Below are 25,443 nucleotides of genomic sequence, written 5' to 3' on the forward strand. Positions count from 1 at the left end.
GGAGAGGCCATATCCTCCGTATGCGGACGGGCCTTGGCGCCGGGTGCTCGCCGGCGGCAACGGCAGCCGCTACGTCACGGCGTGGCGACCGCGCCGTCGCCGGCGGCCAGGGGAACCGTGAAGCGGAACGTCGCGCCGTGTCCCCACTCACTCTCCACCCAGATGCGGCCACCATGCGCGTCGACGATTCCTTTCGCGATGGCAAGCCCCAGGCCAGTCCCCCTGTATCTCGCCTCGCCGCTGCGCCAGTACCGGTCGAAGAGATGCTTGAGGTCCTCCCCGCGAATCCCAGGACCATCGTCCGCGACCGCGAATACGCTCTGGTTCTCGTGCCCCTCGACCTTGAGGGTGATGTGCCCGCCCTCCGCGGTGACCTTGGTGGCGTTGCCGACCAGGTTGGACAGGACCTGGAGGATGCGATCCCTGTCGCAGAAGATCTTCGGGAGTCGCGGCTCGACCTCGGCGGTCATCTTCAGTCGATGCTCCTGCGCGACGCGCTCGAAGCTCGCCAGGGTTTCGTTGATCATCGAGTCCACGTCATTGGGCTGGCGCTTGATGGAGAGCTGCCCGAACTCGATGCTCGCGAAGTCGAGCAGGTCGTCGATGAGCCGCAGCATGCGCTCGGCCGCGCGTTGGATTCGCCCCACCCCCCGTTGAACATCGGTCAGCCGCCCCTCGAGAGCTTCTCGCTGCGCGAGCGCGCTGGTGGTCATGAGGATGGTCGAGAGCGGATTCTTCAGGTCGTGGGAGACCACCCCTAGGATCTGCTCACGCACCCGCACCGAGAGATGCGCCTGCTTGTACAAGCGGGCGTTCTCGCTGGCGAGCGCCTTGTATCTCGCACTCGAGCTCTCGGCGACGAGGCGGTCTCTGTCGGACGTGGCGCCTCGCGCCTCCGCCTGGGCGCGCTCTTCCTCGGCGTCCACTCGTCGGGTGATGTCTTGCCGCCACGCACGGTCGCGCTCGAGTGCGATCGCGAGCTGATTGGCGATGGCATTGACGAAGATCAGGTCCTTCTTGTCGAGGGACATGGCCGCCTCGAGCTGAAGGGCGCCAAAGAGCGAGTGCTGGGCCACCACGAGCGGGATGACGATGAACCGCTTCTCGTCTTCTCCTTGAAGCAACTCCTGCCTGGGCAGCAGGGTCATGCCCGGCTGCTCAGTGAGTCCGAGGGACTCGGTTGACTCCGCCCCGACGAGGTAGGCGTAGGCGTCCTCCGCGTGCCGGCTGACTGCTCGCATCCGCTCGGGGTCCTGGCTTCCGGACGGCCAGATGATCATCCGCGATTGGCCGTTCTCCGTCTGGATGAGGACCGCGCTGCGCAGGGGCAGTGACTTCGCAAGGATGCCAAGCGCCGGGTCGAAGGACTGCACGACGCTCTCGAAGCTCGCGAAGAGCTTGCTGATTTCATATAGGTGTTCGAGCCGCCGATAGGCCTGCTCCAGACTCGCCAACGAATCGTTGGGGGGCGGGCCACGCGTGCGCTGTCCGCTCGCCTCCTCTCGCGTGTCAGGGGGAAGGCCCTTCTTTCGCCGACCAGAGCTCATCAGCGCCTCGTGTCTTCGGGGGCGGCCCAGGAAGGCGCCGGGAGCTCACTCACGGACGAACCGATTCGCAGCCCTCCCTGCGCGACCGTCATGAAAAAAGTGCGTCGATCATGCTCACTACCACGAGTCTTCACGACCGTCAGCGTAGGCGCCAGGCGGCCCGCTGCTTCATCGTAGCGCAGCATGAGCAGGTTGTCGGCGATGGGTGAGAGCCCCTGGTCGGTGACTCGCTCCATGGAGAAGAGCGAGGACGACTCGAGCGTGAGGACGCTGGTGATGCCGAGGGTCTTGAAGCGGACCACCAGCTTGTAGAGCACGTGACGGAGCTCGTCGATGGATGTGTGTGCCGTCAGCAGCTGCGTCGCGGCGTCGAGCACGACACGTGAGGCCTTCAGCGCCTTGATACGGTCCGACAGCACGGTCAGGTACTGACCCGCGCGCAGGTGCTCCCGGGAGACGTAGAGCACCTGGATGAGGCCCGCGTCGAGCCGCGCGCGCAGTGGCAATCCCAGGGACTCGGCGCTGGCGAGCAGCTGCTCGGGTCCCTCTTCCATCGAGACATAGAGGCCCGGCTCCCCAGTCCTGGCGCCCTCCAGGAGGAACTGGAGCCCGAAGGTGCTCTTGCCGACGCCCGCGCTGCCAGAGACGAGGGTGGCGCTTCGCCTGAGCAACCCACCGCCCATCAGCCCGTCGAGCCCGGGAGTGCCAGAGCCCAGCCGGGAGGACGCCTCCAGCGCGGGGGGAGGGGCCTCCACGCGGAGCTCTTCCCCGTAGCGAGGGAAGATGGAGACACCACCGGCGCTAATGGCCATGGAGTGTCTGCCCTTGAGGTGAGCGGTGTTGCGAAGCTTGTACACCTCGACGTAGCGCTCGCGCTCCAGGCCCTCCTCCGTGGAGCTGAGGATGATGACGCCGTCCACCACGGTCTCCTCGACGCCCATGCGGCTGACCTGGTGGGCGCCGTAGGGGATGTCGGTGGGAAAGAAGCCGACGGCGTGTGCGTTCTGGACGATGCTGCAGAGGTGGAAGACCTTCTCGCGGCTGAGCTGCGGGTCCGTCACCTTGTCCAGGAACACCGAGATGGAGTCGATGACCACGCGCCGGGCCTTCAGGGCCTTGATGCGCTCGCGAATCATCAAGAGGTGGGCCTCCACCATGATGTCGGGCTGGGGGATGAAGACGATTTCCACCATGCCGCGTTCAATCTCCCTGTCGAGCTCCCAGCCGAGGCCCTTCGCGGCGGCGCGGAGGCGCTCCTCGCTCTCCTCGAAAGAGAAGAGGATGCCCTTCTCGCCCGCGAGGGCGCCCCGGTAGATGAACTCGAGAGAGAGGACAGTCTTTCCTGTGCCCGCGACGCCGCTGAGGAGGAGGCTCGACCCCCAGGGGATGCCGTGCCCGAGAAGCTCGTCGAGCTTGGTGATGTGCGTCTTGCAGCGCTCCTGCGACTCCTCCGGAATCGACTCGCGTTTGATGGCCTCGCGGGGAGCGAACATCTTCAGGCCGTTGGGTGTGATGAGGAAGGGGTGCTCGTCCCGGCTGTGGTCCGTCCCACGCATCTTGACGATTCTGAAGAAGCGCTGGTGCTCGCCCTGGGACACGCGCTGAGAGAGGACGAGGAGGCCGTCGACGATGGAGAAGAGGGGATTGTTCTCATAGTTGGAGGGCCCGTACTCGCCGAGGAGCAGTGCGGTGGTCTCCCAGGCCATCAGGTTCACGGCAATCTCATAGCCGAACGTCCGGAGCTCATCCTTGGAGGTCGCCAGGTCGTCAAAGGCCTTGAAGCTGTCGATGACGACGATGTCTGGCTTGACCTGCTTGAGGTGGTCCATGATGAGCGCGAGGGCCGCATCGAAGCTCCTCAGCCGCAGCATGGCGCCGAGGTCCACGAACTTGACGCCCTCCTCGAACTTCTTCGGGTCGAAGAACGAGAACTGCTGGAGGTGCCGCAGCGTCTTCGCGGTCGGCTCCGAGAGGGTGTTGAAGGCGAGGACGCGATGGGCGGCCGAGGCGTTGTGGAAGCAGATCTGCTGGGTGAGCGTCGTCTTGCCCGAGCCGGGCGGGCCGCACACGGCGGTGACGGAGCCCTTGGGCAGGCCGCCCTTGAAGAGCTCATCGAGGTTGGGGACGCCGGTCTGAAGGCGCGGGATTTCGATTCTCTTCGTCATGACGTTGTGCCCTCTCCCTCGGTGACGCGTGGACGGGCCGCCTCCGGAAGTGCGACTTTGGAGAGTTCCGCATGCAGCTCCGGTGTGAGGATTTCAGCGGTCAGGTTGCCGAGCACGGTGAGGAACTCCACGAGTACGAATCGACTTCCTTCCCTCAGCCCGGAGTCGCGCCCGGCGCGGACCTGCTCCCAGAGCTCTCCGAACTGGAGCCCCCTCAGCCGTTCGACCTTTAGGGACGAGAAGAGCGGGAACCGCTCGGAGGCATTGTGCAGAACGCGTCCAGCGATGGCGGTCAGCGTCACGTCGCCCAGCGTGGTCAACGTCTGTTTCCACAGCACGGTGAGAGCCGTCTCGAAGAGCTGGAGAAAGGCCTCCGTCGACAGCTTCCTGTCGGCTCGGTCAAGCCAGGCGTCCACGCAGGCCGAGTGGTGACCCTCGTCAAGCACGCGTCACTCCTCCCGCTCGAACGACCCGCGCCTCTGCTGGAAGGGCGCCGACCCCGCACTGAAGGAGGCAGGAGCCTCGCATGCCGAGGGTGTCCACGTGCTCACCGATGTTGGACGAAGGTGGGGCTGCCAGGGAGGCGGCTCGTTTGGTGCATACCTGAAGCGCTTGGGCTGGCCATCGCATTCTTTTCCGCTCTCATCGCGTCGTGCGGCCCCTGCGTGGGACGGGGAAGTACGAGTTGCGGCACAGGCGGACGAGCGTGTGCAGCAGACCGGCTCCGGCGCAGGGCTGGTACTCCAGGGCAATATAAGGTCTCTTTTTTATTCGAGGAGCGGTTGACAGACTGGGCGTGCGCCACCTCGAACGCCAGCAAATACGACTTGGGCGGTAGGAACTTCTTACTCCTCCCACTTGCAGGAAGATTCCGCTGGCGGCCGCGCCGGATGAAAAGTCGGACGCCTGCAAGGTCCAGCACACCGCGTCGAGCCGGGGTTCACGCCGATGCGTGATTCAACGCGGCCTCGGCGCGCTGTCGGCCTGGGGGAAACTGCTCTGATTTCACCGATGGTCCTCTGGAGCCCGGTGATGTCGGTGGAAATGGCTCATCCAGACGCCAGCGGCGACAACTTGCGCGAGAGGCGTCCGGTTCGGCTGCGCGCGGCATCAGGTTTCCCGGCTGCGCGCAACAGGCACAGTGCGTTTTTATGCCGGTGAGCTTGCAGTGAGCTGCTGCCTACGCCGCGTCCCTGAAGGTGATGGCGCAGATGGCCGAGGACCTCGTTGCCCGGCCATCCAAGGTGCCAGTCAAACGGGCCTGCGGCGATCAGCGGTAGGTGAAGCACCATCCCGTCACGAGGCACGAGGACGAGTGGCTTGCAGACGGATGGAATGCAGGAGCGTGGATCCGCGACGGGCCTGCGCGTAGGCGCAGTTGACCTGCGCAGCATCACCGTGGAAATCCATGCCCCAGGCCCGGCACCCCACAAGCTCGTGACGCTGGGCAAGTCAGGACACTGCGCAACACACCATGTCGAATCAATCGCGATTCTCCAGACTCATGCCCGCGTTGCTGGACGGGATATGGTACTTGGACGAGCCGTTGGACAAGCAGGGCCACGAGATGGAGGACTGGAGGGAGTTCACATCAGGACGATCCGCACGCGTGTCCGGCCCCCTATGGATTCCCATCGACGAGCCTGGAAGGCGGTTGGACTACAACGCCGCAGGCGCCAGTCTGACTTCCGTTGTCCATGTCAAGGTGGCCCCCATCTTCGCGGCGCTGTCCCCCAATGACGTGCAACTGATTCCCGTGGATATCAAAGGCTACCTCGACGAGTACCTCATTCTCGTGGCGACACGGCTGGTGCGGTGCATCGACGACGAGGCATCGGAAGAAGTGATGTATTGGAAGCCAGAGGATGAGCGCCCCGATAAGCTCGGCAAGTACCGAAGCGTCTACGGGATGAGGATTGACCCCGCGAAGGTGGGCGACGTGAAAGTGTTCCGCACCTGGGGATGGACCGGCGTGCTCATTGTCTTCGAGGACATCAAGACGGCGATGGAGCGCGCGAGCGTCACTGGGGCGGAGTTCGAGGAGGTCTAGCCCGAGTGGTACTGCTGCTGCGGAGGGCTACGCGGCCGTGACCGTCCAGCGAGGGGCGTCGGGCCCGGGGCGTCTGGGGCTGACCTCCCGTGTGGGGTCCGGCAGCTCGACGAAGGGCGAGCGCTCTGCGGAGTCTTGGCACTCTGGGATGATCTCAGGAGCCGATTGAGGGGTGGGCCGTCTGCCTGACGCGGAGGGGCAAGTGCCCGGCGAAGAGGCGGAGGAGGGCTGCTGGCGCCCTTCAGTCGGGGGCCGATCGAACCTCCGCGAACTCTACTTCCTGTGTGCCCGCTGTCATGGCGAAGGGTCGCTGTCAGCTTTCCACCCACAATCATCGAGGCGGGTGGATATCGCACGGCTTCGCGGTGCACAGGGGCTCGGGGGCGAAGCACTGGTCGTGAGTGCCGCGGCGCTGGTTGCCGGGGCACGCAGCCGTCCTCGGCGGGCTGGTGGTCGTCGAAACCGGCCTGGCGCTCCCTCCGTCATGAGCGCTCAGCCGCTTGGGGGCGGGGGATAGCGTAGGGGGACCTCGGTGGTTCGAACTCGCTTCGCCGCTGCGGAAGCTTGCCGTCCCTGTGAGCCTCGCCAACGTTCCTTGAAGCCCTACTCAATTGGGCCTCGACGCGCCCATGACGCAGCGACTGAAATTGAGATAGGCACGGCTGCCGCGCGGCGCGGTCGCCGGGCCCTCCGCCTCATGGCCCTTCATCCACCCGAATGGACACCTCGCGGTCCACGCTCCCCGCCGGCCCGTTCGACCGGATGATGTAGAAGGAGTACCTCCTGGGCTCGGGGGGAGCCTGGGGTGTGCCGGAGATGACACCCTCGGTCTCATGGAACATGAGGCCCGGAGGCAGTGCGCCGTTCAGCGACCACTGCGTTCCATTGTAGCTGCGCAGCGTGTAGCTATAGCGCGTCCCCGAGCGCGCGTCCGGCATGGACCGGGTCATGATGCGCACCCCCAAGAGCTCCGGGGCCACCGTCTCAAGCGCCAGCTCTCGCGTGCTCTCCTGGGACGGTGAGCCGCTGTCCGTCACCTGCACGGTGAACCTCGTGACGGCCGGCTGGCCCGAGGCGCTCCCCATCACCTCGCCATTGCTGGCGAGGCTCAGCCCCGGGGGGAGTGCGCTGCCCGTGGCAAGGCTGAAGCGGTAGGGTTCCTGCCCGCCCGTGGCGGAGATGCGCTCCACATAGGCGCTGTCAATCGCCGCGTCGGCGAGGACGCCCGGCCCCGCCAGCCGCAGCTTCTGGTTGATGCGCAGGGGGATGCTACCGCTCGCCTGCGCCGCGCTCTGGTCCTTCACCCGGATGGCGAGGAAGAATTCCCCGTCCATGGCCGGGGTGCCGGACAGCACGCCCTCCGGGTTGAGCGTGAGCCCCGCGGGCAGCGTCGACGTGGCGGTGAAGGAGTACGGAGGCGTTCCTCCCCGGGCCTTCAGGGTGCCGCTGTACGCCGTGCCCTCCAGCCCGACCGGGAGGCTGTCCGGGTCCAGCGACAGCGCCGTCCCTGCGTCCCCGACCGGGGCGGGGCAGGCCCCCTGCGCCCCGCAATCGGGAACGCAGTGCGCCTCCGAGGCCAGGCACGTCCAGCCTGCGGGGCACACCCCGGCCTCCTCGCAGGGAGGAAAGCGCGACAGGTCCGGCGAGAAGGAACACGCGGCCCCCAGCAGCAGTGCCAGCAGGGGCGCCAGGGCCCGCCTCATGGCAGCTCCCACACCAGGAAGAGGGCACCGCCCGCGCCCAGCAGCGCGCCGGAACCCAGCAACACATTGGCCGCAGTGGCCTGCCTCCGTCCCGATCTCAGCTTCCCCTCAAGGCAGTCGCGGAACACCTCGCCCTGCCCAGCACAGCCTGCGTTTCCCTGCGACAGGCGGGACTCCGCGCGGCTCGCCGCCACGCCCAGGGTCACACCCGCTGCGAGCGCGGCGCCACCGGCCACCAGCAGCACCTTGGGCCACATCGATGCGGGCTGCTCCACCCGCGCCCCCGCCGAGCCTTTCGCCACCGAGGGCCGCACCCGCCACAATGCTCCAAAGGTCTGACGGGCGTGTGGCTCGACCTCGCCGGGATCCGCCCGCGCGGTGGGGAGCTGGAACGAGCCGCGCCACTCCCAGCCCCGTGAGTCTCCCAGGGTGAGCATCACGCTGCGCGCACCGCCCACGCCCAGCGCGATGCCCCTGAGGAGCCACGCCGCTCCGGGCGCCACTCCCTTGGCGGCCAGGCACGCCGCGCCCTCGCACGAGGCCGCCGTGGGCCTCAGCGCCTTCAGCCGCGCCACCGTCTCCGCGCGGGACTCCAGGCAGACGCCGGGCGTGCCCGCCACCGCACGCCGCACGGTGTCCTCCAGCACGCGCGTCTCGGCACGGGAGAGCGCCACGGGCGAGAACGGAACGAGCACCACCCGCTCTCCCGCGCAAGGCGCGGCCGCCGCCTGCGTGAGCGAGAGGGACAGTGCCAGAGCCAGGACACTCATGGCGAGAAGTCCGGACCTTCCTCGGGCGCCACGGGTGGCAGCGCCAGGCTGGCCACGTAGCCACGGTAGAAGCGCGAGCCAAAGGGCACCGAGAAGAGCCGCTCTCGCAACGCGTCTTCCACCGCTCCGCGGGCGGCGAGCGACGTCTCGCGCCAGGTGAGGCCACCGGCGTCCACCACCTCGCCGGTCCGCTCGAAGCGGAAGGCCACCTCACGCCCGACGGCGCGCAGGAAATAGCCGCGCCCGGTGGGCAGTGCCGCCACCAGCGGCTTCTCCCGCTCCTTGTTGAATTCGGTGACCCGCACTCCGCGCGAGTCCTCCACCCACAGCCGGCCCTCGATGCCGGTGGGGACCAGGAGGTAGCCCACGGACGCGCGCGCGCCCAGGTCCGCCAACGGCGCCGAGCGGTCCAGCGCAGGCGGCCGGACGAATGCCGCCAGCTTGCCGCGCACGTCCTCCGCGCCCTGGCTGGCGGCGGCAACGAAGGCCTGCAGCTCCGAGTACTCCACCCGTCCGTCCGCGTTGACGTCCGCCGCGCCGGTGAGCGCCGAGCGCACCAGGTGGCTGAAGATGCCCGAGCGGATGGCGCTCCACTCATGGCTCTCCTGCTCGGTGGAGGTGGACAGCACCACGCCCACCTGCGGGTAGCGCTCCAGCTCCCGCGTCGCCAGGAGGCCCTTCACCGCCTCCGGGTGCGCGGGTCCCACCGGCAGCGCGCCCCGCGAGTGGACGAAGTAGTAGGAGTCGCACGCGTCCACGATGAGGTGGACGATGGACGCCTTGCTGGGTGCCAGCACCTTTTCGAACAGCTCCGTGCGCGTGAAGGGGCCGTCCAACAGGCTCACCGCCCCCTCGCCCGCGGGGCCTCGCTTCCCGTGGCCGGTGAACACGAAGTACAGCACCGGACGGTCGCCCCGGGCCCGGTCCTCCGCCATGCGGGCGTTCAGCCCTGCGAGCGCCTCCTCGAGGGCAGCGCGGGTGGGCGGGCGCGCCTTCGCGGCCAGCCCGGGGTGGAGCACCTGGGTCTCCTCGTCCAGGACGCTCAGCAGCACCGCTTCGGTCACGCGGGGGGTCAACAGCTCGTGGTAGCGGGCGCCATCATCGTCCGCATAACGCAAGGGGACCTGCGAGCGGTCCATGCCTCCGTTGTGAGCGATGATGAGGGCGTAGCTGGGGCGCTCGGTCGCGGCGCTCGCGGTCGCGAGCAGCGCGGCCCACAGGGCCAGGGTAGCACGGAGAGGTCGTCTCATTCGGGAGGGGACAATGAGCCGCAGCGGATTGAAGACTGCCACGAGTTGACATGCGCAATCCACTCGGGCGACCTCCCATCAAGATGGAGTGACGTCGGCCGCACAGCGCGGCAAGTCGGTGACGGATGGAGTGGGATGACGACATGTTGCGCCGTTTCCGGGAAGGAAGTCCGGAAGCCATGGCGGAGGTGTACCGCGCGAACGCGGAGGGACTCGCACGCATGTTGAGAGCTGCCGCCTGGCGAGGCGGGCCGTTTGCTCACCTGAGGAGCGCAATGGAGCTGGAGAACGTCCTGCTGGAGACCTTCGCTCGGGCCTTCGAGCCCCGGACGCGGGCCGCCTACGACGGGGCGCGGCCGTACGGGTACTTCCTGATGGGGATTGCCCGCAACGTGCTTCTGGAGCAGGCGCGGCTTCGCGAGGTGGCGGTGGGGCTGGAGCCCTTTGAGGAGACGGGACAGGAGGAGGGGCTGTCGCAGGTGCTGGAGGACCGGGAGGTGGAGGCGCTGCTGGCGGGCTTCAAGGAGGGGCTGTCCCAGGAGGAGCGGCGGCTGTTCGAGCTGCGCTTCGGCGAGGAGCTGTCGCAGGAGGCGGCGGCGAGCCGGATGGGGCTAACGCGCATTCAGGTGCGGCGGCGGGAGCACCGCATCAAGACGCGGCTGCTGGGCTTCCTCCAGACCCGCGGCTATCTGCAGGGGCTGGAGGTACGGGGTTGGAGCTTCTTCAGACGGCGAGGCGACCGATGACAGAGTGCGCGGACAGAATGGCGAAGCAGGCGCTGGAGGCGCTCTTCCGCGGCGAGCTGGACCGGGACGGGTTCACCCGGCTGCGTGCGCACGCGGCCACCTGCGCGAGCTGCCGCGAGGCGTATGACCGGCTGGCGCGAGTGGAGTCGTCGCTGGAGAAACGCGTTCTTCCCGAGCGGCGGCAGGCGCTGTTGGAGGACCACCTGTTTGCCCGTCTGCGCGCGGGTTCGGTGCCGGCGAAGTCCCCCACGCGGGCCGCCGCGCCCGAGCGCTTCACGTTCCGTCCCTGGATGGGGGCCTCGCTCGGCTTCGCCGTGGCCGCCGTGCTGGTGATGCTGGTGGTGCCGGCCATGATGCGCCAGCAGTCTCAGCCCGAGGAGTGGCAGGCGCGCTCGGGCGCGGCGGGCTCGGCGTACGGGGTGAGAGCCTTCTGCATCGGCCCGGCGGGGCAGGTGGTCTCGGAGGCCCGGCCCGGAGGGGCGCTGGCCTGCCCGGAGGGGAGCGCGGTCCAGTTCAGCTACACGGCGCCGCAGGCGGCGCGACTGCGGTTGGAGGCGGCGTCTCCTTCCGGCGAGCCGCTGCGGTTCTTCCCACGGGAGGGAACGGCGGCGGAGATCGCGCCCGGGGTAGATGTTCCCCTGCCGTACAGCACGCCGGTGCAGGGCGGGTGGCTGTCGGGTGCGCTCGAGGTGCGAGCGCGCTTCACCGACGCGCAGGGGCGGCCACTGGCGGAGACGCGAGTGACGCTGACCCCTCGCTGAGGCAATTGTGAGGGGCGCTGAACCGCCTCGGCGGTGGCGGCAGGCGCATGTCGAGCGCCCCGATGGGGCGCTCCATGTGGGAGCGCCGTGCCCGTTCCGCACCGCGAGCGCAGGGGGGTAGGCCATTCCGAAAAAAGAAGATCCAGCCGTCCGTCGCACGCGCAATACATGCCGGATCCGTCGTGACGGGCAGGCCGCGGGGGGGAGAGGGCCCGGCCTCCCGCCTGCTGCAACCGGGACCTGGCCGCGCGATGGAGTCTTCTCACGAACCGATCCCCAGCCGCTCCCGGCACAGGAGTCAGTGAAACATGAAGACAACTCTTACGCGAAACACCTTGTTGGGCTCTCTGATGACCCTGATGTTGACGGCGTGTGGCGAGGACACCGTCAAGGTGAAGGGCCGTGTCACCGACACCTACGGCCAGCAGCAGCAGGGCCTGGGCGAAGGTACTCCCGCGCTGGGCGGCGAGGGCACCGTGGCGGCGGCCTCGCGCGTGAAGGCCAGCAGCGTGGGCAGTGGCGGCAACCTCACCGTCCTCGCCGAGGCGTCGCTGGAGGCCAACGGTGCCTACACCCTGGAACTGCCGCCAGACAGCAAGCGCGTGGTGCTGGAGGCAGTGGACGGCTCGGGCAAGGTGGTGGCCTCCGCCCTGCTGGATGCCACCCCGGAGGGGCAGGACTCGCGCACCGCGCCGCCCATGAGCAGTGAGTCCTCGCTGGAGGCGGAGGTCTTCGTCCGCATGGTGAAGGACGGTGCCTCGGTGGAGTCCGTGGACACGGTGGACCTGCGCAGCCGCATCAACACGGAGATGGCGCGCGCGGTGGCGGCCGAGTCAGACGCGCGGGCCCAGGAGACGGTGGGCACGCTTGCTACGGCGGTGCGCGCGGCGCAGGAGGCGGAGGTTCAGGCGTACGCGGAGGCGGGTTTCACCACCAGCCAGGACGCGCTGTTCAATGCGTCGCTGCAGGCCTCCGCTGCGCTGGACGCGGCGCTGGATACCGGAACGAAGTCCGCAGCGGACACCTACGCGGAGTTCTTCGCGGCCCTGCGCGCGGCCACGCCGGAACTGGACGAGGAGGAGGAGGCCGAAGGTGAGCGCGCGGCCAGCGCCGCCTTCCGCGCCACCGTGGAGGCTCGGCTGTCCACGGCTGGCAGCGCGGCCACGGCGGACGCGGCGATTCGCTCGGCCGCGTCGCTGGAGGCGTACGCCGCCGAGGCGGCCGTGGAGGCCATCCTCCAGGGCGCCAATGCCACGGACACGACGCTGGCGAAGGCGCGCACGGCGGCCGGCAGCCTCCGCGCCAGCCTCGCCAGCGCTACCAACGCCAGCGCTGCGGCGCAGGCGTGGGCGAGCTACTCCGTGGCGCTCGCGTCCAGTAGCAACGTGTCTGCCTCCGTGCTGGGCACGCACCTGGGGGTGAATGCCTCCAACGAGGCGGCCCTCCGGGGCTCCATCGATGCCGCGACCCAGGCCAGCGCCGCGCTGGACTCGTCGCTGGGGCTGGCGGTGGAACTGGCGGGGGTCGCCGGCAACATCAACACCACCGCCCTCGCGAACACCGTGGTGAATGCCTTCAGCACCTATCACACGGCGGTGCGGGCTCAGGCCCAGGCGCTCTCGCAGTTCGGCGCCAATGCGGCCCCGGCCGCAGAGCTCCTCATCATCGCCGAGGGCTCCTTCCTGCTGAATTGAGCCGGGGGTCCCGCCGGGTGTCCGCGCCCTGAACACGATGCCAGCGTCGCTCCCGGTGCCCCTGCTGGACCGGGAGCTGTTCGGCTGAGGCTTGGTGAAGCTGGACCAGCACGCCCTGGAGGCGGTGCCCCACATGACATCGGGCCTGTTGGTTGCGCCGCCGTGAGGTTCCGGTCCCTGGCGCCCGCCGTGAGGGGGGGCATCTCCGGCGGGCACTTGGGGGAATGGACGCCTCTGCCATGGCATCGCGGGTGGACGCGCCGCCGTCCAGGTGTGGGCCCCTATAGGCGGGGAGGGCTGCTGCCCAGGGCCTCGCAACAGCCCGTCGAGCGAGCGCCGTAGCTCATGGTCGTGTTCGGGGACGGGCTTTCTGCTGGGCGGGCCTACATTCTTTTACTTAAAGGGCGCGTGCCTCCCGGCCACTCCCGCTTCATGTGTCTGTCAGCGCATCGTCCGCTGCACTCGGCGGCTGCCCTGGCGAGTTCGGCGAGGATTTGGTTTGCGTGCATCTCGGTTGTCACAGCACCCGCGAGTTGCTGTTGGTCCTCCTTGTCTGCCTCCTGTCAATGGCAAGCATGGTGGCTGCTGTTGGCCCGGTGGGGTGGGCGGCTGGACACGGGAGTCTTTCCACCGGCGAGTGGCCACGAGGGGGAATATGTGATGCTGAGGGTCCTTCTGCTGCCGCGAATACTGACCCGCTTCTCCGTCATCTTCTCCCATGCCCGGAACGCGCAGGGGGCCCGGCAGCGGAGAGAGGTGGAAGCGCTGCGCAGGAGCGAGGAGGGCCTGGCGCGCGCGCAAGCCATCGCCCATGTGGGTAGTTGGGATTGGGACCTGAAGACGGGGCGGCAGCGCTGGTCGGACGAGCTCTACCGCATCTTCGGTCTGGCCCCCCGCTCGCGGGAGGGCAGTCTTGATGCCTTCCTCGGCTTCATTCACCCTGAGGGCCGGTCCGCGGTGGAGGACGCCCTGAAGGAGGCGCGAGCCGGCCGCCATCACTATTGCCTCGACCACCGCATCGTCCGTCCGGATGGCTCGGAGCGCTTCGTCCACACCGAAGGGGAAATTCTTCGGGAAAGGGAGCGGCCGGTGCGTATGGTGGGAACGCTCCAGGACATCACCGAGCGCACGCGCAGCGAGGAGGAGCTCCGCGCCAGCGAAGAGCGGCTGCGCACCCTCATTGAGTCCTCGCCGGACCCTATCTTCCTCAAGGACGGAGAGGGACGGCTGCTGGAAATGAACCCGGCGGCGCGGCAGCTCTTCCAACTGGAGGGAGTGGATTATCGGGGGAAGACGGATGCGCAGCTGTCGGCCTTCACCGACTTCTATCGGGAGGCGCTCCTCAACTGCTACGAGACGGACCAGCGCACCTGGGCGGTGGGCCGGCTCGCGCACGTGGAGGAGGTGGTGCCCCGGCCGGACGGCACGACGCGCTACTTCGACGTGCTCAAGGTGCCCCTCTTCTACCCGGACGGGCGACGCAAGAGCTTCGTCGTCTTAGGGCGCGACATCACCGAGCGTATGCGGGCCGAGCAGGAGCGCGACCGACTCCTCGGCCGGGAGCAGGCCCTTGCCCGCATCGGGCAGGTCCTGGTCAGCGAGGTGGAACTCGAGCGCATCGCCGGGGTGATTATCGCGGAGAGTCGCCTGGGCCTGGGGGCGGACGGCGTGGGGCTGTGGCTGGCCCACCCGGAGCGCCGCGAGCTGACGATGCTTGCCAGTTTCGGCCTGTCCCCGCTCACGGTGGACGCCCTTCGCTGCCTCTCCTTCGATGCTCCCTACCTCACCGCCTCGGCGGCCCGGACCGACCAGCTCCAGGTCATCGAGGATTCGACCGCACTTGGCACCCCGACAAGCACCAGCCTCCTGGCGACGGCGGAACACGCGCGCGGCGTGGTGTCCATTCCGCTTCACGCGGACGAGCGCCTGGTGGGGGTGATGAGCTACTACACCCGGGAGCCCCGAGCGCTCTCCCGCTGGGAGCAGGACTTCCACGCCGCCGTGGGGCACCTGTTCGCAGTGGCCCTCGAGAAGGCTCGTCTGTTCCAGGAGCTTCGCGAGGCCCTGCGGCTGCGCGAGGAGTTCATGTCGGCGGCTGCTCACGAACTGAAGACGCCCGTCACCGCCATCCAGACCTGGGCCCAATTGCTGCTGCGCAAGGGCTCCCTCTCCGAGCAACACCAGCGGGGCTTCATGGCTCTCGACCGGAACACCCGGCGGCTGGCCCGGCTGGTGGAGCACCTTCTCGCCGTCGTGCAGATGGCTTCCGGGCCTCCCAAGTTGGAGTACCAGCGCTTCGACCTCGGAGCGCTGGTGGAGGCGCAGGCGGGAGGGGGCCGGTGGGCCCGCGAAGCTCCGATTCGGGTTGAGGCCACGCGCCCCCTCCATGTGGAGGCCGACCGCCAGCGCATCGAGGAGGTCGTGGCCGAGTTGCTTGAGCACGCCATCCGCTATTCGCATCCCGGAGAGCCCATCGACGTGACGGCCAAGCATGTTGATGGGGAGGTGGTCTTCTCGGTGCGCGACCACGGACCGAGCATCCCGCCCGAACGCCAACTCCATGTGTTCGAGCCTTTCTACGAACCGATTCCGCCGGGAGCCACTGGCTACACAGGCGTGGTGAGCCTCGGGCTGTACCTGAGTCGGAGAATCGTCGAAGCGCATGGGGGCCGCATTGCGGTGCGGAGCCTCCCGGGAGAGGGGACGACATTCACAGTCACCCTGCCGGAGTCGGCGCGGCCCGTGCCGCTCCTCTCCGGGCCGAACCTGTCAAGGCGAGTGAGACAGTGAGTTCGAGAGATTACTGCGCAGCTTCCTGTGCGGCAGAGAGCCGCGCGGGGGTCATTTATCGTAATCGTTCACCGACTCATGCTGCGTGCGCGGGCTGAGGTGCCTCCGCAAGGGGAAGCAGAGAGGGGGGGGCGGCAGGCTCCGGCGGTGCGTGCGCAGCGTGTCCGTGAGGAAGTCCAGCACGCCCCGCTCTTGCAGTTTGAGCGAGGTGACCGCGGTGAAGATGCGCTCAACGAAGCGCAGAGTTGGCGCAGGCCCTTGTCATACCCGTCATACCCGCCCCATCTGTCCGTGGTGAGGATGCCCAGGAAGTCCTCCCCCAGCAGGGCTTTGGCCACCTTGCCACCGCGGCTTCGCGCGATGTGGAACACCACCACTGTTGATGGTCTCCAGGAAGCGCTGATTCCTGGTCATGGGCGACCAGGAGTTCGGAAACTGCGCGGCCGGTGCAGCGCTGGGAGCGGCCGAAAAGTTGAGGAGAGGGAAGCGCGCCCCCTCTCTGCCAACGTGAGTGAGACAGTTCGTACCCGGTAGTTTAGTGTGCAGGGCGACCCAGGCAGGAACGATGAATCCAGTGGTGGAAGAGACTCGAGTCCGGGAGACCGAGGTGGTGGAGAAGGCCAGGCGCCGAGGATTCACAGCGGAGTACAAGCTGCGAGTGCTGGCGGAGGCAGAGCGCTGCACGCAGCCAGGTGAAGTCGGGGCGCTGCTGCGCCGCGAGGGGCTGTACTCCTCCCTGCTGAGCGCGTGGCGACGTCAGCGCGACGCGGGAGAGCTGTCGGCCCGCAGCCCGAAGAAGCGAGGGCCGCCAGCGAAGGTGCCCGACGCGAGTGCCCGACGCGTGGCCGAGCTCGAGAGGGAGTTGGCGCGGGCCCAGGTGCGCCTCAAGCGCGCCGAGGCCCTGCTGGACCTCCAAAAAAAAGTATCGGAAATCCTGGGAGTGGAGCTGCCCATGCCCGGCGAGACGCCCTGATGGCCGTGGCACTGGAGGCTGTCGACGCACTGGGCGTGGCGCCGGTGTGCCAGGCACTGGGCCTGCCGCGCGCCACTTTCTACCGGCAGGCTCGGCCCCTACACGGGCCGGTGCGCAGAGGCCCTCAGCCGCGGGCCCTGTCGCCCGAGCAGCGAGCCGAGGTGCTCGCGGTGCTGCACGAGCCGAGATTCGTGGATGCCGCGCCCGCGGAAGTCTACGCGCAGCTCCTCGATGAGGGGCGCTACCTGTGCTCGGAGCGCACCATGTACCGGGTGCTCGCCGAGAATCAGGAGGTGCGCGAGCGCCGCGACCAGCTGCGCCACCCCAACCACCCGGTGCCTCAGCTTCACGCAACGAAGCCCAATGAACTCTGGAGCTGGGACATAACGAAGCTGCACGGCCCGTCGAAGTGGACGTACTTCTACCTCTACGTCGTCATGGACGTCTTCAGCCGCTACGTCGTCGGGTGGATGGTGGCCCACCGCGAGTCAGCCACCCTGGCCAAGAAGCTGCTGGCGCAGACGTGCGAGCGCCAAGGCGTGGTGCCCGGCCAGTTGACGATTCATGCCGACCGGGGCTCCTCCATGACGTCCAAGCCGGTGGCCCTGCTGATGGCCGATTTGGGCGTGACGAAGACGCACTCGCGGCCCTACGTCTCCAACGACAACCCCTTCAGCGAGGCCCACTTCAAGACGATGAAGTACCAGCCCGACTTTCCCGAGTGCTTCGGCTGCATCCAGGACGCTCGCGGCCACTCAGGTGACTTCTTCGGCTGGTACAACAATGAGCACCACCACGGCGGCCTCGGCCTGCTGACGCCCTACGACGTGCACCACGGCCTGGCGGCCGAGCGCCTCGCGGCCCGCGCTGCCGTGCTCGCCGCTGCCTACGCCGCTCACCCTGAGCGCTTCCCTCGCGGTGTACCCGTGCCGAAGGCCCCGCCAACCATCGTCTGGATAAATGACCCCGCGCGGCTCTCTGCCTCACAGGATGCTACGCAGTAATCTCTCGAACTCACTGTCTCACTCGCGTTGACAGGTTCCGGCCGGTGGAGTCCAGGGCAGCGCGTGTCCAGAAAGTCAGAAGGCCCACCAGCGACACCTGGAGGGCCTTCCTGGGGGCGCGCCCTGGTGTGCGAGAGGGGCGAGCCGGTGAGGGAGGGGTAGCGCACTCCAGGGCGCAGCGCCAGAAGTCGGCGCGCGCACGGGAAGGTGTGCGTGGAGTCGTTGCGTCTGGTGGTGTGCGGACGGCCGGAGTGCCGGCGGCTGTTCCAGCTGTGCAGCCGGTGTGACAGAGGGCAGCGCTACTGCGGGCGCAGGTGCGGGGTGCTGGCGCGGGCGGAGTCGGTGCGTGCGGCCGGGCGGCGCTACCAGCGCACCCGAGACGGCCGGCATGCGCACGCGGAGCGCCAGGCTGCGTACCGGAGGCGACGGCAGAAAGTGACGAATCAGGCTCCCCCGCCAGGGGCCCTGGAGGTGACGGTGTCGCCCACGCCGGTCCAGGCCACCACGCAGGTGGCCGCGGAGCCGAGCGCAGCGAGGCCCCCTGAGTATGCGCCACCGTCCCTTCCTGCGTGCACGTCCTGCGGACGCGCCAGTCCCTTCCTCCGCCACACCACCCTGGCGCGCACCCGACTGGGCCCGCGCTGGCGGCGCTGCCCGCCCGAACTCCTGGTCGCCCATGACCAGGAATCAGCGCTTCCTGGAGACCATCAACAGGGCCCGGCGCACATCGCGCGTCTGGGCCACGTGCGGCGTAATGCCTCGCTCCCGCGTGGCGTCCACGAAGCGCTGCACGTCGTAACCGGCGTCCGCCCCCAGCGTCGTGGGCGTCAGCCCGTTCTGCTTCTGCCGGTCGAGCATCTTGAGCGCACCTGTCCACTCCGCCTCGCCCGTGGCCAGTTCCACCGTGATGTCCGCTACCAGTCCGGTGCGGTTCTCCATCAACACGCTGGCCGAGTAGGAGAGCTTCGCGCCGTTACCTCCTTTGCGCGCCAGCCTCGACTCTGGGTCCGTCGTCGACTCGTGCGTGGGGTTGCTTCGCTTCTCGCCGTGGAAGTTGACGGTGGGGTTGCCCTTGTCGTTTGGCGGCTCCTCGTCCTGGCCGCCCTTTTTCTTGAAGGATTTCACCCCGGCCCACGCCTCGATGAGCGTGCCGTCCACGGTGAAGTGCTCAGCCGAAATCAACCCCTGGCCCTTGGCCTGCCCCACCACGCCCTCGAAGAAGCGCCGCGCCACGTCGGCCTTCAGCAGCCGCTGCTTATTCTTCGCGAAGCTAGACGCATCGAAACCCGGCTCGTCCAGCCCCATGTCCAGGAAGAAGCGGAAGAGCAGGTCGTACTCCAGCCGCTCGCAGAACTGCCGCTCGCTGCGCACGCTGTAGAGCGCGATGAGCAGGCACGCCTTGAGCAGCACCTCGGGAGGAATGCTCGGCCGCCCCTTGCCCGAGTACATGGCGTCGAAGACGGGTGAGAGCGCCGCGAGCTGGGCATCCGCCAGCGCCTTGACGCGCCGAATGGGGTGGCCTTGCGGCACCCGCTGCGCCGGCTGCACCAGACTGAAGCTCGACTGACCCCTGACATCTCCTCGAACACTTGCTACCCTCCAGGTCGGAATGAGAGCATGCCCCGGTGCGGAAGGTCGATCCCGTACCGGAGTTTTTCAGCAGCCTGCTAGGAGCGTGTCGCGGTAATCGCGGTGGGGCTTGCCCGAAGGGAGGCCCGCGTGGTGAATGCCGGGCATGAGCAAGAAGTTCCGCCCCTGGAATGTGCAGCAGGCCTTCCTGCTGCCGCCGTCGCTGCTGGACTGGCTGCCGGAGCACCACCTCGCGCGATTCGTGCTGGAGGTGGTGGAGGAGCTGGACTTGGGGCCCATTTACGAGTCGTACGAGAAGGAGCTGCGAGGCTACCCGCCGTACGAGCCGAAGATGATGGTGGCGCTGCTGCTGTACGCGTACTGCACCGGGGTGACGTCTTCTCGGAAGATTGAGAGGAAGACGCAGGAGGACGTGGCCTTCCGCGTGCTGGCGGCGAACCAGTCCCCGGACCACTCGAGGATTTCGGAGTTTCGGCGTCGGCACGGGGCGCACTTCGAGAGCCTCTTCGTGCAGATGCTGAAGCTGTGCGCGAGGGCGGGGCTGGTGAAGCTGGGGCACGTGGCGCTGGACGGCACGAAGCTGAAGGCGAACGCCAGCAAGCACAAGGCGATGAGCTACGAGCGGATGCAGCAGGAGGAAGCGAAGCTGCGCGAGCAGGTGCGGCACCTGCTGGCCCAGGCGGAGGCCGTCGACGCGGAAGAGGACGCCCGCCACGGCAAGGGCAAGCGAGGCGACGAGCTTCCCGAGGAGTTGCGGCGGGCGCAGTCGCGACTGCAGCGAATCCAGGAGGCCCGGCGGGCCCTGGAGGCAGAGGCGAAGGCCGCCACGGAGGCAGGCAAACGCAAGGATGATGACGACGACGCGCCCCCGTCCGTCCAGGACTTGCCCAGCCACACCGTGCCCCACACGGCGGAGGGCAAGCCGACGCCGAAGGCGCAGCGCAACTTCACGGACGCCGACAGCCGAATCATGAAGAAGGGCGCAAGCTTCGAGCAGGCCTACAACGCGCAGGCGGCGGTGGACTCGGCGCACCAGGTGATTGTCGCCCAGGCCCTCACCAACCAGCCTCCGGACGCCGAGCACCTGCCGGCGCTGGTGGACCGGGTGGTCGCTCACCTCGAGGAGGTGCCGGGCAAGCTGAGCGCGGACGCGGGCTACTTCTCGGCGAAGAACGTCCGCTGGCTGGAGTCGGTGGGCGTCGAGCCATACCTCGCCACCGGCCGCCAGAAGCATGGAGAAGCGCCACCGAAAGTCAGAGGCCGTCCGCCCTCGGGACTCACCCCGAAGGAGCGGATGGCCCGGAAGCTGGCGACGAAGCGAGGCAAGGAGGTGTACCGGATGCGCAAGGCGATTGTGGAACCCGTCTTCGGCCAAATCAAAGAGGCCCGCGGCATCCGTGCCCTGCTGCGACGAGGCCTGAAGGCCGCCCGGGAGGAGTGGGCCCTCATCTGCGCCACCCACAACCTCCTCAAGCTCTTCCGCATGACGGCGGCGTAGTAGTCTGCCGGACCCAGCGGCGGACCGACGTCTCTCGTCCGGTCTCGCTCCCAACCCCACTACCGCTACACACTCCTAGCGGGTCGTCATGCGCATCGCTCACGTCATGACGCGCGTTTTGACGCAGCTTTGACGCACTCATGACGCAGCGACCGAATTTTGGGTAGGCACACGGGTCCGGCCTGCGTCCCCGCTTCGGGGGGGCGCCGAGCCGGCCGCGCGCAGCGGCAGCCTGGTACGCCCCGAGGCCGCCTCCCCGCTCCACCCCTTCTTCGCCGCTACAGGAACTCGGCGGCCCCCTATGCGCCGCGCCCGCTCGCCTTGGCCCACGCATGACGCAGCACCCGGATTTCGGGTAGGCACAGCACCTCGTACACCGTGCCCGGCGTCAGCTTATTATTGGGTGATGGCCCCGAACTCCGCCTCGGCCGGCTCGATTTTCGCCTCCGGGTTGGTCCACACGAAGGGGATGCCCGGCTGCCGGTAGTGCGTGGCCGGAATGTCCTGGGCGAGCTTCGCGTGAAGCTCGGGCAGTTGAGACCAGTGCAGCCCGTGCTTCGCGTGGTGCGCGGTGTGGTAGCCCAGGTTGCCGGTCATCAGGTTGTAGCCCTTGTGCAGGATGTTGTACGAGGCGTGGGGGTGCTCCGTCGCTTCCAGCCCCACGTGGTGGAAGTAGGTGGCCCAGACGGTGGCGTAGAGCGACACCGCCATGGGCAGCAGGAACACCCAGAGGGCGTTGTACCAGTCGTGCCAGAACAGCACGCCGAGCAGTGCCACCTGGAGCGCGCCCATGGCCAGGAAGACGCGCATCACCTTGGGATGTGAGCGGCCCACGCGGAAGGCGCGGGGATAGGCGACGAGCGTGTTGAAGACGGAGTACTCCACCTCGCCCATGGTGGACCCGTCGCGGCGCTTCCACCCCGATTCGTCCTGGGCCTGGTCCAGGTAGTTTCGGTGGTGGCCCAGCACGTGGTGCAGGAACCACGCATGGGACGTCACGCCCGTCTGGAAGCCGAAGATGACCTCCAGGAGTCGGTTGGGCAGCGCATGACGGAACATGGGCACATGCTGGTGGTGGTGGTTCCACGCGCTGATCCACCCCTTGGGAATCACTCCCAGGGCGAGCCAGAGGATGGGGAACCACCAGCTTCGCGCCGTGAAGAAGACCGTCAGGTCCATGGCGAACACCAGGGTGAACAGCAGGACGGGGATGCGGTCTCGGGGATGTCGGAACAAGGTCATGCGGATTCCACTGCGGCGGTGGGACGGGCTCCCGTGGGAGGGTGAAGGGTTTGCCTCTGGCGCGGGACGAGCTTGCCCGTGACACCCTGGGGCCGCACCACGCCGAAGAAGAAGCCCTCCTCAAAGGGCTCCATCGAGTCGACGTGGACGCGCGCGCGGGCGGAGAGGGTGGCCAGGGCCGTGCGCAGGAACACCATGGCGAAGTCCCCGGCCACGCAGGCGCGAGGACCCCGGCCGAAGGGGAAGAAGTGGCCGCTGCCGAGCGGATTCCGGGCCGCGCCCCCGTTGAGCCAGCGCTCCGGGGCGAACGTCTCCGGGTCCGTCCAGTGGCTCGGGTCCCGGTGCAGGTGCTGGTTGGAAATCATGAGCGTCGTGCCCGGCGGCAGCGTGACTTCCGCCAACCGCGTCGGCGTGGGCGGCGTGCGGCGCAGGAAGACGCGCACCGCGGGCAGGATTCGCAGGGCCTCGTAGGCCACGGCCTCGCCCCAGGGCGCGTCCTTCAGGCGCTCCAGGGTGAGCGGCCCCTGCGCCAGCGCGGCGGACTCCAGCGCCAGCCGCTCCTCGGTGGCGGGGTACTTGTTCAGCTGATGGAAGGCGCCCACCAGGGTGGTGCTCGAGGAGAACACGCCGCCGAAGAAGAACCCGCCGAGCAGGTTCGCGTGCACCAGGTCATCGAGCTGGGGCATCTCGCGCAGCGTCCACGACATCAGGTCCACGCGGTGCGGCGCCGGGGCCTTCCTGGCCGTGCGCACCTTGGCCAGGAACAGGCCGTAGAAGCGCTCCTTCGCGGCCGCGAAGCCATTGGGGGGCGAGACGAACTTCAACGGCAGCTTGGCCTGGATGCGCGCGTCGGCCGCCGTCGCCAGGAGCATGAAGTCGTCGTACACGGACGTGGGGAGCTTCTCGCCCACCGTGGCCACGCAGAACGCGTCGAACGTCAGCTTGCGCAGCGTGAGCGTCAGGTCGATGGACGGCTGCTGGAGCAGCGTCTCCACCGACTCGAGGATGGCCACACGCAGGGGCTCCACCTGGGCCGCCTGCCAGGCGGGAGTCCACGGCTGGGCGAGCGGATCCATGGCGTGCTTGCGAGCCCAGTCCTCACCCTGTTGGGCGATGAAGGGCGTGTCGTCCGTGACGGAGTGGCGAATCTGGTCGCCGATGTTCCCCTTCTCGAACTCCAGCCGGCGCGTCTCGAGCACCTCGTGGATGAGGGCGGGGTCATTGAGCACCAGCGCGGGGCTGGGCCCCAGCCAGGTGACGGCGATGGGGCCGTAGGTGCGCGCGTAGTGGGCGCAGGCGTCCCATGGCTGGGTGCCGAGGAAGTCGCCGATGTTGCCCAGAATCCCCGGCGGGGGCCCCGGCAGGCGTTCCAGGGGCTTGCGTCGGCCGCCGAAGAACAGGTTGAAGAGACCACGAGAGAGCAGGTTGGGCATGGGCGCGTGTCTTCAGGGGCTCAGACGGTGATGCCGCAGGGAATCCGGTCGGGCCGCAGGACGGTGTAGGGCACCTCGGCGCCCGCGTTGCGCGCCTCCACCGCCTCGCGCTGGGCGCGCAGGCGCTCCTGGAACCGCTTGCGAATGGCCACCATTTCCGGTTCCTGGAAGTACTCCTCGCGCCAGCCGCCCTCGTGCAGCAGGTACTCCTCGTCGTCTCCGAAGCTGGAGAGTGCCCGGCCGATGGCGACCTGCCAGAGCATCTGGGACTTGGTGGGAATCATCTCGGGGATGTCCTCGGCACGCAGCGTTCCCTTCTGCCGGGGGGGCTCCCGGCGCATGGACAGGGGGGCGTTCGGCACGAAGGCGTAGTGCTCGTACTGCAGGTAGTTCACCGCGGCGTGCTGCACGCTGACCGTGAAGAGGACGGTGGTGAGGATGTCGATCAGGTCGTCGACCCTGCGCAACTCTCGGCACGGCAGCTTGTCCGCGGGCAGCCCGTGCTCGGTGAGGTCCTTCCACCATTGCTGCATCTCGGTGTCGGCCTCGAGGTCGGCATTGGTCCGGTAAAAGTGCCTGAGGACGCCGCCGACGCACTCCTCGAGTACATCCCACAAGGGCAGGGCGTCGTCGCGGTAGGGATAGTTGGGGAGCACGGCCGGGTCCAGCACACCCCGCCGCTCGAGGTCCTGACGGGGCTTGTTGTCCGCCAGTGTCCAGCGCTGGAAGCCCTTCTTGCCCAGTTGGAGGTGGCCCTTGTCGGGGCCGCCCGTCGCGATGAAGTCGTCGAACACCGCGCCCGCGTCGAGCAGGCCCTTGCGTGCGCCCTCGTTGATGGCGAGCGTGTAGCGGAAGTGCCGCCGCAGCAGCTTGTAGACGGGGTGCGGGTCCGGCAGGTTGCGCATCGTCGCCATGACGAACGGCTCCGCCACGAAGTGTGTGCGCAGCGCGTGCGTCACCATCTGGTGCGCGTTGCCCTCGCTGCACCGGAGGTAGATTTTCGCGGCGAGCCAGTCGTACGCTTCGTCGTTCGGCGTGAAGACGGGGTCCTTCTGGGCGTCCCGCCCGAGCTGGATGGCCAGGGGCCGCAGCTGACGCTGGTCATCCAGGTACAGCAGGCAGCGCGCCGCGGGAGCCCAGCGCCGCTCCTCGACGCCGTCCTCGCCGACCTTCCGGTACATCCTGATGTCGTCGAGGATTTCGAAGTCGAGCAGGAAGATGCGCTTGGCGTCGAGCGCCCTGGCCAGCGTGGTGCCGGGCGACAAGAGGCCCCGGACGTCGTCGTCGGTGAGCTGCATGCCCTGCGGCAGACCGGGGACGAGCGTGATGTGGAGGGGGGCGATGCCCTGGATGGCCTGCCGCGCGAACTCAAGGTCGTCCTTCCATCGCTGGGCGAGCTGGGGCACCTCCAGGTGTTTGAAGAAGTCGAAGATGTCCACCAGCCCGTTCCAGGCGCGGGTCAGCATGGGCAGGTTCAGCTTGATGGCCGCCAGCGTCTTGGCGATGACCACTTCGTAGCTGCCCTCCGTCAGGCCCCGGTAGAGCTCGTCCTTCGGCAGGGGCCGCGCCTCGCTGATGTCGAGCGCGCCGGGAAGCCCCTCGGTCGCCTCGGGCGCGCGCCACGGGTACATCCGTTGGCGGGCCTCGAGCAGCTCTCGCCGCGCAGTGGACTCGCGCTCGCTGCCTGCCTGGCGCGCGAGCTTCGCGGTCCCCTCAAGCACGTCTACCGTGGCGCCACCCAGCACCCACCGGTAGAAGGGGAAGCGCCACTGCTTCTCTCCGGCCGTGACGGTTGCCCAGTCGAGCAGCCAGTCGGCCGCCACGCCGCCCGCGTTGCTGAAGCGCAACAGGACCAGGTCACCGAGGTCCTCGGAGGAGAGGGCGTATACGTCCTCCGCGCCCGCCTCGAAGTCGTTGTGGAAGTGCTTGTCCAGCACGCGGGGGGCGCTCTCTCCTCGCGTGCCCACGAGGACGATGGAAATGTTCGCATCCGTCCCCGCGCCGAGCTTCGTGCCCGTCCGAATCGTGAGTTTGTACTCGACAGTCATGGAACCCTCTGCGTAGCGGGCGCAGACCGTAGAACGAGAAAAGTAGGACCTCAAGTCGTGGTACCCTCCCCTGGGAATGAAGCCGGCGTCGCTCAGCGCACGAACGCATTGAACAAGCGTCTGACGTGAGCGCGAGTGTGACCCGGAGAGGTGAGGCTGATGACAGACGTTGGGACGGG

Annotated in this window: 17 protein-coding genes and 1 pseudogene; 7 read left to right on the forward strand and 11 right to left on the reverse strand. The window is 68.2% G+C overall.

Annotated features, from left to right (window positions below; genetic code table 11):
• Window positions 1-74 precede the first annotated feature (74 nt).
• From KGD87_RS35715 to KGD87_RS35725, 3 genes are read right to left on the reverse strand one after another with little or no spacing between them, the layout of a single operon-like run.
• Window positions 75-1,547 carry a GAF domain-containing sensor histidine kinase gene (locus tag KGD87_RS35715; protein ID WP_284665374.1) on the reverse strand — a complete coding sequence of 491 codons (1,473 nt, stop codon included), beginning with the start codon at window positions 1,545-1,547 and terminating at the stop codon, window positions 75-77.
• A complete protein-coding gene (locus KGD87_RS35720; protein ID WP_284665375.1) occupies window positions 1,547-3,712 on the reverse strand; it encodes a DUF7125 family protein in 2,166 nt (721 codons plus the stop codon). Before KGD87_RS35720 ends, KGD87_RS35715 begins: the two co-directional genes overlap by 1 nt.
• On the reverse strand, window positions 3,709-4,158 hold the full coding sequence (locus KGD87_RS35725; protein ID WP_284665376.1) for a hypothetical protein: 450 nt from the start codon (window positions 4,156-4,158) through the stop codon (window positions 3,709-3,711). The genes KGD87_RS35720 and KGD87_RS35725 overlap by 4 nt, the downstream gene beginning before the upstream one ends.
• A 1,058-nt stretch (window positions 4,159-5,216) precedes the next feature.
• Between KGD87_RS35725 and KGD87_RS35730 the strand changes: the two genes are divergently transcribed.
• Entirely contained in the window at window positions 5,217-5,762 is a 546-nt protein-coding gene (locus KGD87_RS35730) for an imm11 family protein (RefSeq protein WP_284665377.1), read from the forward strand.
• A 695-nt stretch (window positions 5,763-6,457) separates the two neighbouring features.
• Here the strand turns inward: KGD87_RS35730 and KGD87_RS35735 are convergent.
• From KGD87_RS35735 to KGD87_RS35745, 3 genes are read right to left on the reverse strand one after another with little or no spacing between them, the layout of a single operon-like run.
• Entirely contained in the window at window positions 6,458-7,465 is a 1,008-nt protein-coding gene (locus KGD87_RS35735) for an Ig domain-containing protein (RefSeq protein ID WP_284665378.1), read from the reverse strand.
• Entirely contained in the window at window positions 7,462-8,235 is a 774-nt protein-coding gene (locus KGD87_RS35740) for a hypothetical protein (protein WP_284665379.1), read from the reverse strand. Before KGD87_RS35740 ends, KGD87_RS35735 begins: the two co-directional genes overlap by 4 nt.
• The gene (locus KGD87_RS35745; RefSeq protein ID WP_284665380.1) at window positions 8,232-9,485 is read right to left on the reverse strand and encodes a caspase family protein; all 1,254 of its coding nucleotides are present in this window, start codon (window positions 9,483-9,485) and stop codon (window positions 8,232-8,234) included. The genes KGD87_RS35740 and KGD87_RS35745 overlap by 4 nt, the downstream gene beginning before the upstream one ends.
• Before the next feature lie 221 nt (window positions 9,486-9,706).
• Here KGD87_RS35745 and KGD87_RS35750 point away from each other — a divergent pair, with 221 nt between their 5' ends.
• The 4 genes from KGD87_RS35750 (at window position 9,707) to KGD87_RS35765 (ending at window position 15,476) form a co-directional block, all read left to right on the forward strand.
• Window positions 9,707-10,231 (forward strand): RNA polymerase sigma factor, encoded by a 525-nt coding sequence (locus tag KGD87_RS35750; RefSeq protein ID WP_284668735.1) that lies wholly within the window; start codon window positions 9,707-9,709, stop codon window positions 10,229-10,231.
• A gap of 17 nt (window positions 10,232-10,248) precedes the next feature.
• Window positions 10,249-10,992: a hypothetical protein gene (locus KGD87_RS35755; RefSeq protein WP_284665381.1), complete on the forward strand. Its 744-nt coding sequence runs from the start codon at window positions 10,249-10,251 to the stop codon at window positions 10,990-10,992.
• A 308-nt stretch (window positions 10,993-11,300) separates the two neighbouring features.
• Entirely contained in the window at window positions 11,301-12,686 is a 1,386-nt protein-coding gene (locus tag KGD87_RS35760; protein WP_284665382.1) for a hypothetical protein, read from the forward strand.
• A gap of 660 nt (window positions 12,687-13,346) precedes the next feature.
• Window positions 13,347-15,476, forward strand: coding sequence for a sensor histidine kinase (locus tag KGD87_RS35765; protein ID WP_284665383.1), 2,130 nt, complete (start codon window positions 13,347-13,349; stop codon window positions 15,474-15,476).
• A 239-nt stretch (window positions 15,477-15,715) separates the two neighbouring features.
• Here KGD87_RS35765 and KGD87_RS37125 read toward each other — a convergent pair.
• Window positions 15,716-15,853, reverse strand: a pseudogene (locus KGD87_RS37125) (IS66 family transposase); the annotation flags it as partial.
• A gap of 188 nt (window positions 15,854-16,041) precedes the next feature.
• Here KGD87_RS37125 and KGD87_RS35775 point away from each other — a divergent pair.
• Window positions 16,042-17,453 (forward strand): IS3 family transposase gene (locus KGD87_RS35775; protein WP_502887984.1). Its coding sequence is split into 2 segments (ribosomal slippage): window positions 16,042-16,402 and window positions 16,402-17,453, totalling 1,413 coding nucleotides; the frame shifts between segments, so codons are not numbered across the junction.
• Window positions 17,454-18,140: 687 nt separating this feature from the next.
• Here KGD87_RS35775 and KGD87_RS35780 read toward each other — a convergent pair.
• Window positions 18,141-19,001, reverse strand: a complete 861-nt coding sequence (locus KGD87_RS35780; RefSeq protein WP_284665385.1) for an IS5 family transposase — start codon at window positions 18,999-19,001, stop codon at window positions 18,141-18,143.
• Between the two features lie 187 nt (window positions 19,002-19,188).
• Here KGD87_RS35780 and KGD87_RS35785 point away from each other — a divergent pair, with 187 nt between their 5' ends.
• Window positions 19,189-20,541, forward strand: a complete 1,353-nt coding sequence (locus KGD87_RS35785) for an IS1182 family transposase (RefSeq protein WP_284665386.1) — start codon at window positions 19,189-19,191, stop codon at window positions 20,539-20,541.
• Between the two features lie 396 nt (window positions 20,542-20,937).
• On the opposite strand, the gene KGD87_RS35790 is transcribed toward KGD87_RS35785, so the two are convergent.
• Genes KGD87_RS35790 through KGD87_RS35800 form a run of 3 tightly spaced genes read right to left on the reverse strand, consistent with a single transcriptional unit; the run spans window position 20,938 to window position 25,264 of the window.
• Complete coding sequence (locus tag KGD87_RS35790) at window positions 20,938-21,783, reverse strand: fatty acid desaturase family protein (RefSeq protein WP_284665387.1); 846 nt, start codon at window positions 21,781-21,783, stop codon at window positions 20,938-20,940.
• Complete coding sequence (locus KGD87_RS35795) at window positions 21,780-23,216, reverse strand: cytochrome P450 (protein ID WP_284665388.1); 1,437 nt, start codon at window positions 23,214-23,216, stop codon at window positions 21,780-21,782. The genes KGD87_RS35790 and KGD87_RS35795 overlap by 4 nt, the downstream gene beginning before the upstream one ends.
• Window positions 23,217-23,236: 20 nt before the next feature.
• On the reverse strand, window positions 23,237-25,264 hold the full coding sequence (locus KGD87_RS35800) for a lipoxygenase family protein (protein WP_284665389.1): 2,028 nt from the start codon (window positions 25,262-25,264) through the stop codon (window positions 23,237-23,239).
• Window positions 25,265-25,443 lie beyond the last annotated feature (179 nt).

It is taken from the genome of Myxococcus sp. SDU36, from assembly GCF_030168875.1.
Taxonomy (GTDB): domain Bacteria; phylum Myxococcota; class Myxococcia; order Myxococcales; family Myxococcaceae; genus Myxococcus; species Myxococcus vastator.

What these genes read in the sequence shown, in the direction of transcription:
- KGD87_RS35715 (WP_284665374.1), bottom strand. Translation starts at nt 1,547, where the DNA reads ATGAGCTCTGGTCGGCGAAAGAAGGGCCTTCCCCCTGACACGCGAGAG.
- KGD87_RS35720 (WP_284665375.1), bottom strand. Translation starts at nt 3,712, where the DNA reads ATGACGAAGAGAATCGAAATCCCGCGCCTTCAGACCGGCGTCCCCAAC.
- KGD87_RS35730 (WP_284665377.1), top strand. Translation starts at nt 5,217, where the DNA reads ATGCCCGCGTTGCTGGACGGGATATGGTACTTGGACGAGCCGTTGGAC.
- KGD87_RS35735 (WP_284665378.1), bottom strand. Translation starts at nt 7,465, where the DNA reads ATGAGGCGGGCCCTGGCGCCCCTGCTGGCACTGCTGCTGGGGGCCGCG.
- KGD87_RS35740 (WP_284665379.1), bottom strand. Translation starts at nt 8,235, where the DNA reads ATGAGTGTCCTGGCTCTGGCACTGTCCCTCTCGCTCACGCAGGCGGCG.
- KGD87_RS35745 (WP_284665380.1), bottom strand. Translation starts at nt 9,485, where the DNA reads ATGAGACGACCTCTCCGTGCTACCCTGGCCCTGTGGGCCGCGCTGCTC.
- KGD87_RS35750 (WP_284668735.1), top strand. Translation starts at nt 9,707, where the DNA reads ATGTTGAGAGCTGCCGCCTGGCGAGGCGGGCCGTTTGCTCACCTGAGG.
- KGD87_RS35755 (WP_284665381.1), top strand. Translation starts at nt 10,249, where the DNA reads ATGGCGAAGCAGGCGCTGGAGGCGCTCTTCCGCGGCGAGCTGGACCGG.
- KGD87_RS35760 (WP_284665382.1), top strand. Translation starts at nt 11,301, where the DNA reads ATGAAGACAACTCTTACGCGAAACACCTTGTTGGGCTCTCTGATGACC.
- KGD87_RS35765 (WP_284665383.1), top strand. Translation starts at nt 13,347, where the DNA reads ATGCTGAGGGTCCTTCTGCTGCCGCGAATACTGACCCGCTTCTCCGTC.
- KGD87_RS35785 (WP_284665386.1), top strand. Translation starts at nt 19,189, where the DNA reads ATGAGCAAGAAGTTCCGCCCCTGGAATGTGCAGCAGGCCTTCCTGCTG.
- KGD87_RS35790 (WP_284665387.1), bottom strand. Translation starts at nt 21,783, where the DNA reads ATGACCTTGTTCCGACATCCCCGAGACCGCATCCCCGTCCTGCTGTTC.
- KGD87_RS35795 (WP_284665388.1), bottom strand. Translation starts at nt 23,216, where the DNA reads ATGCCCAACCTGCTCTCTCGTGGTCTCTTCAACCTGTTCTTCGGCGGC.
- KGD87_RS35800 (WP_284665389.1), bottom strand. Translation starts at nt 25,264, where the DNA reads ATGACTGTCGAGTACAAACTCACGATTCGGACGGGCACGAAGCTCGGC.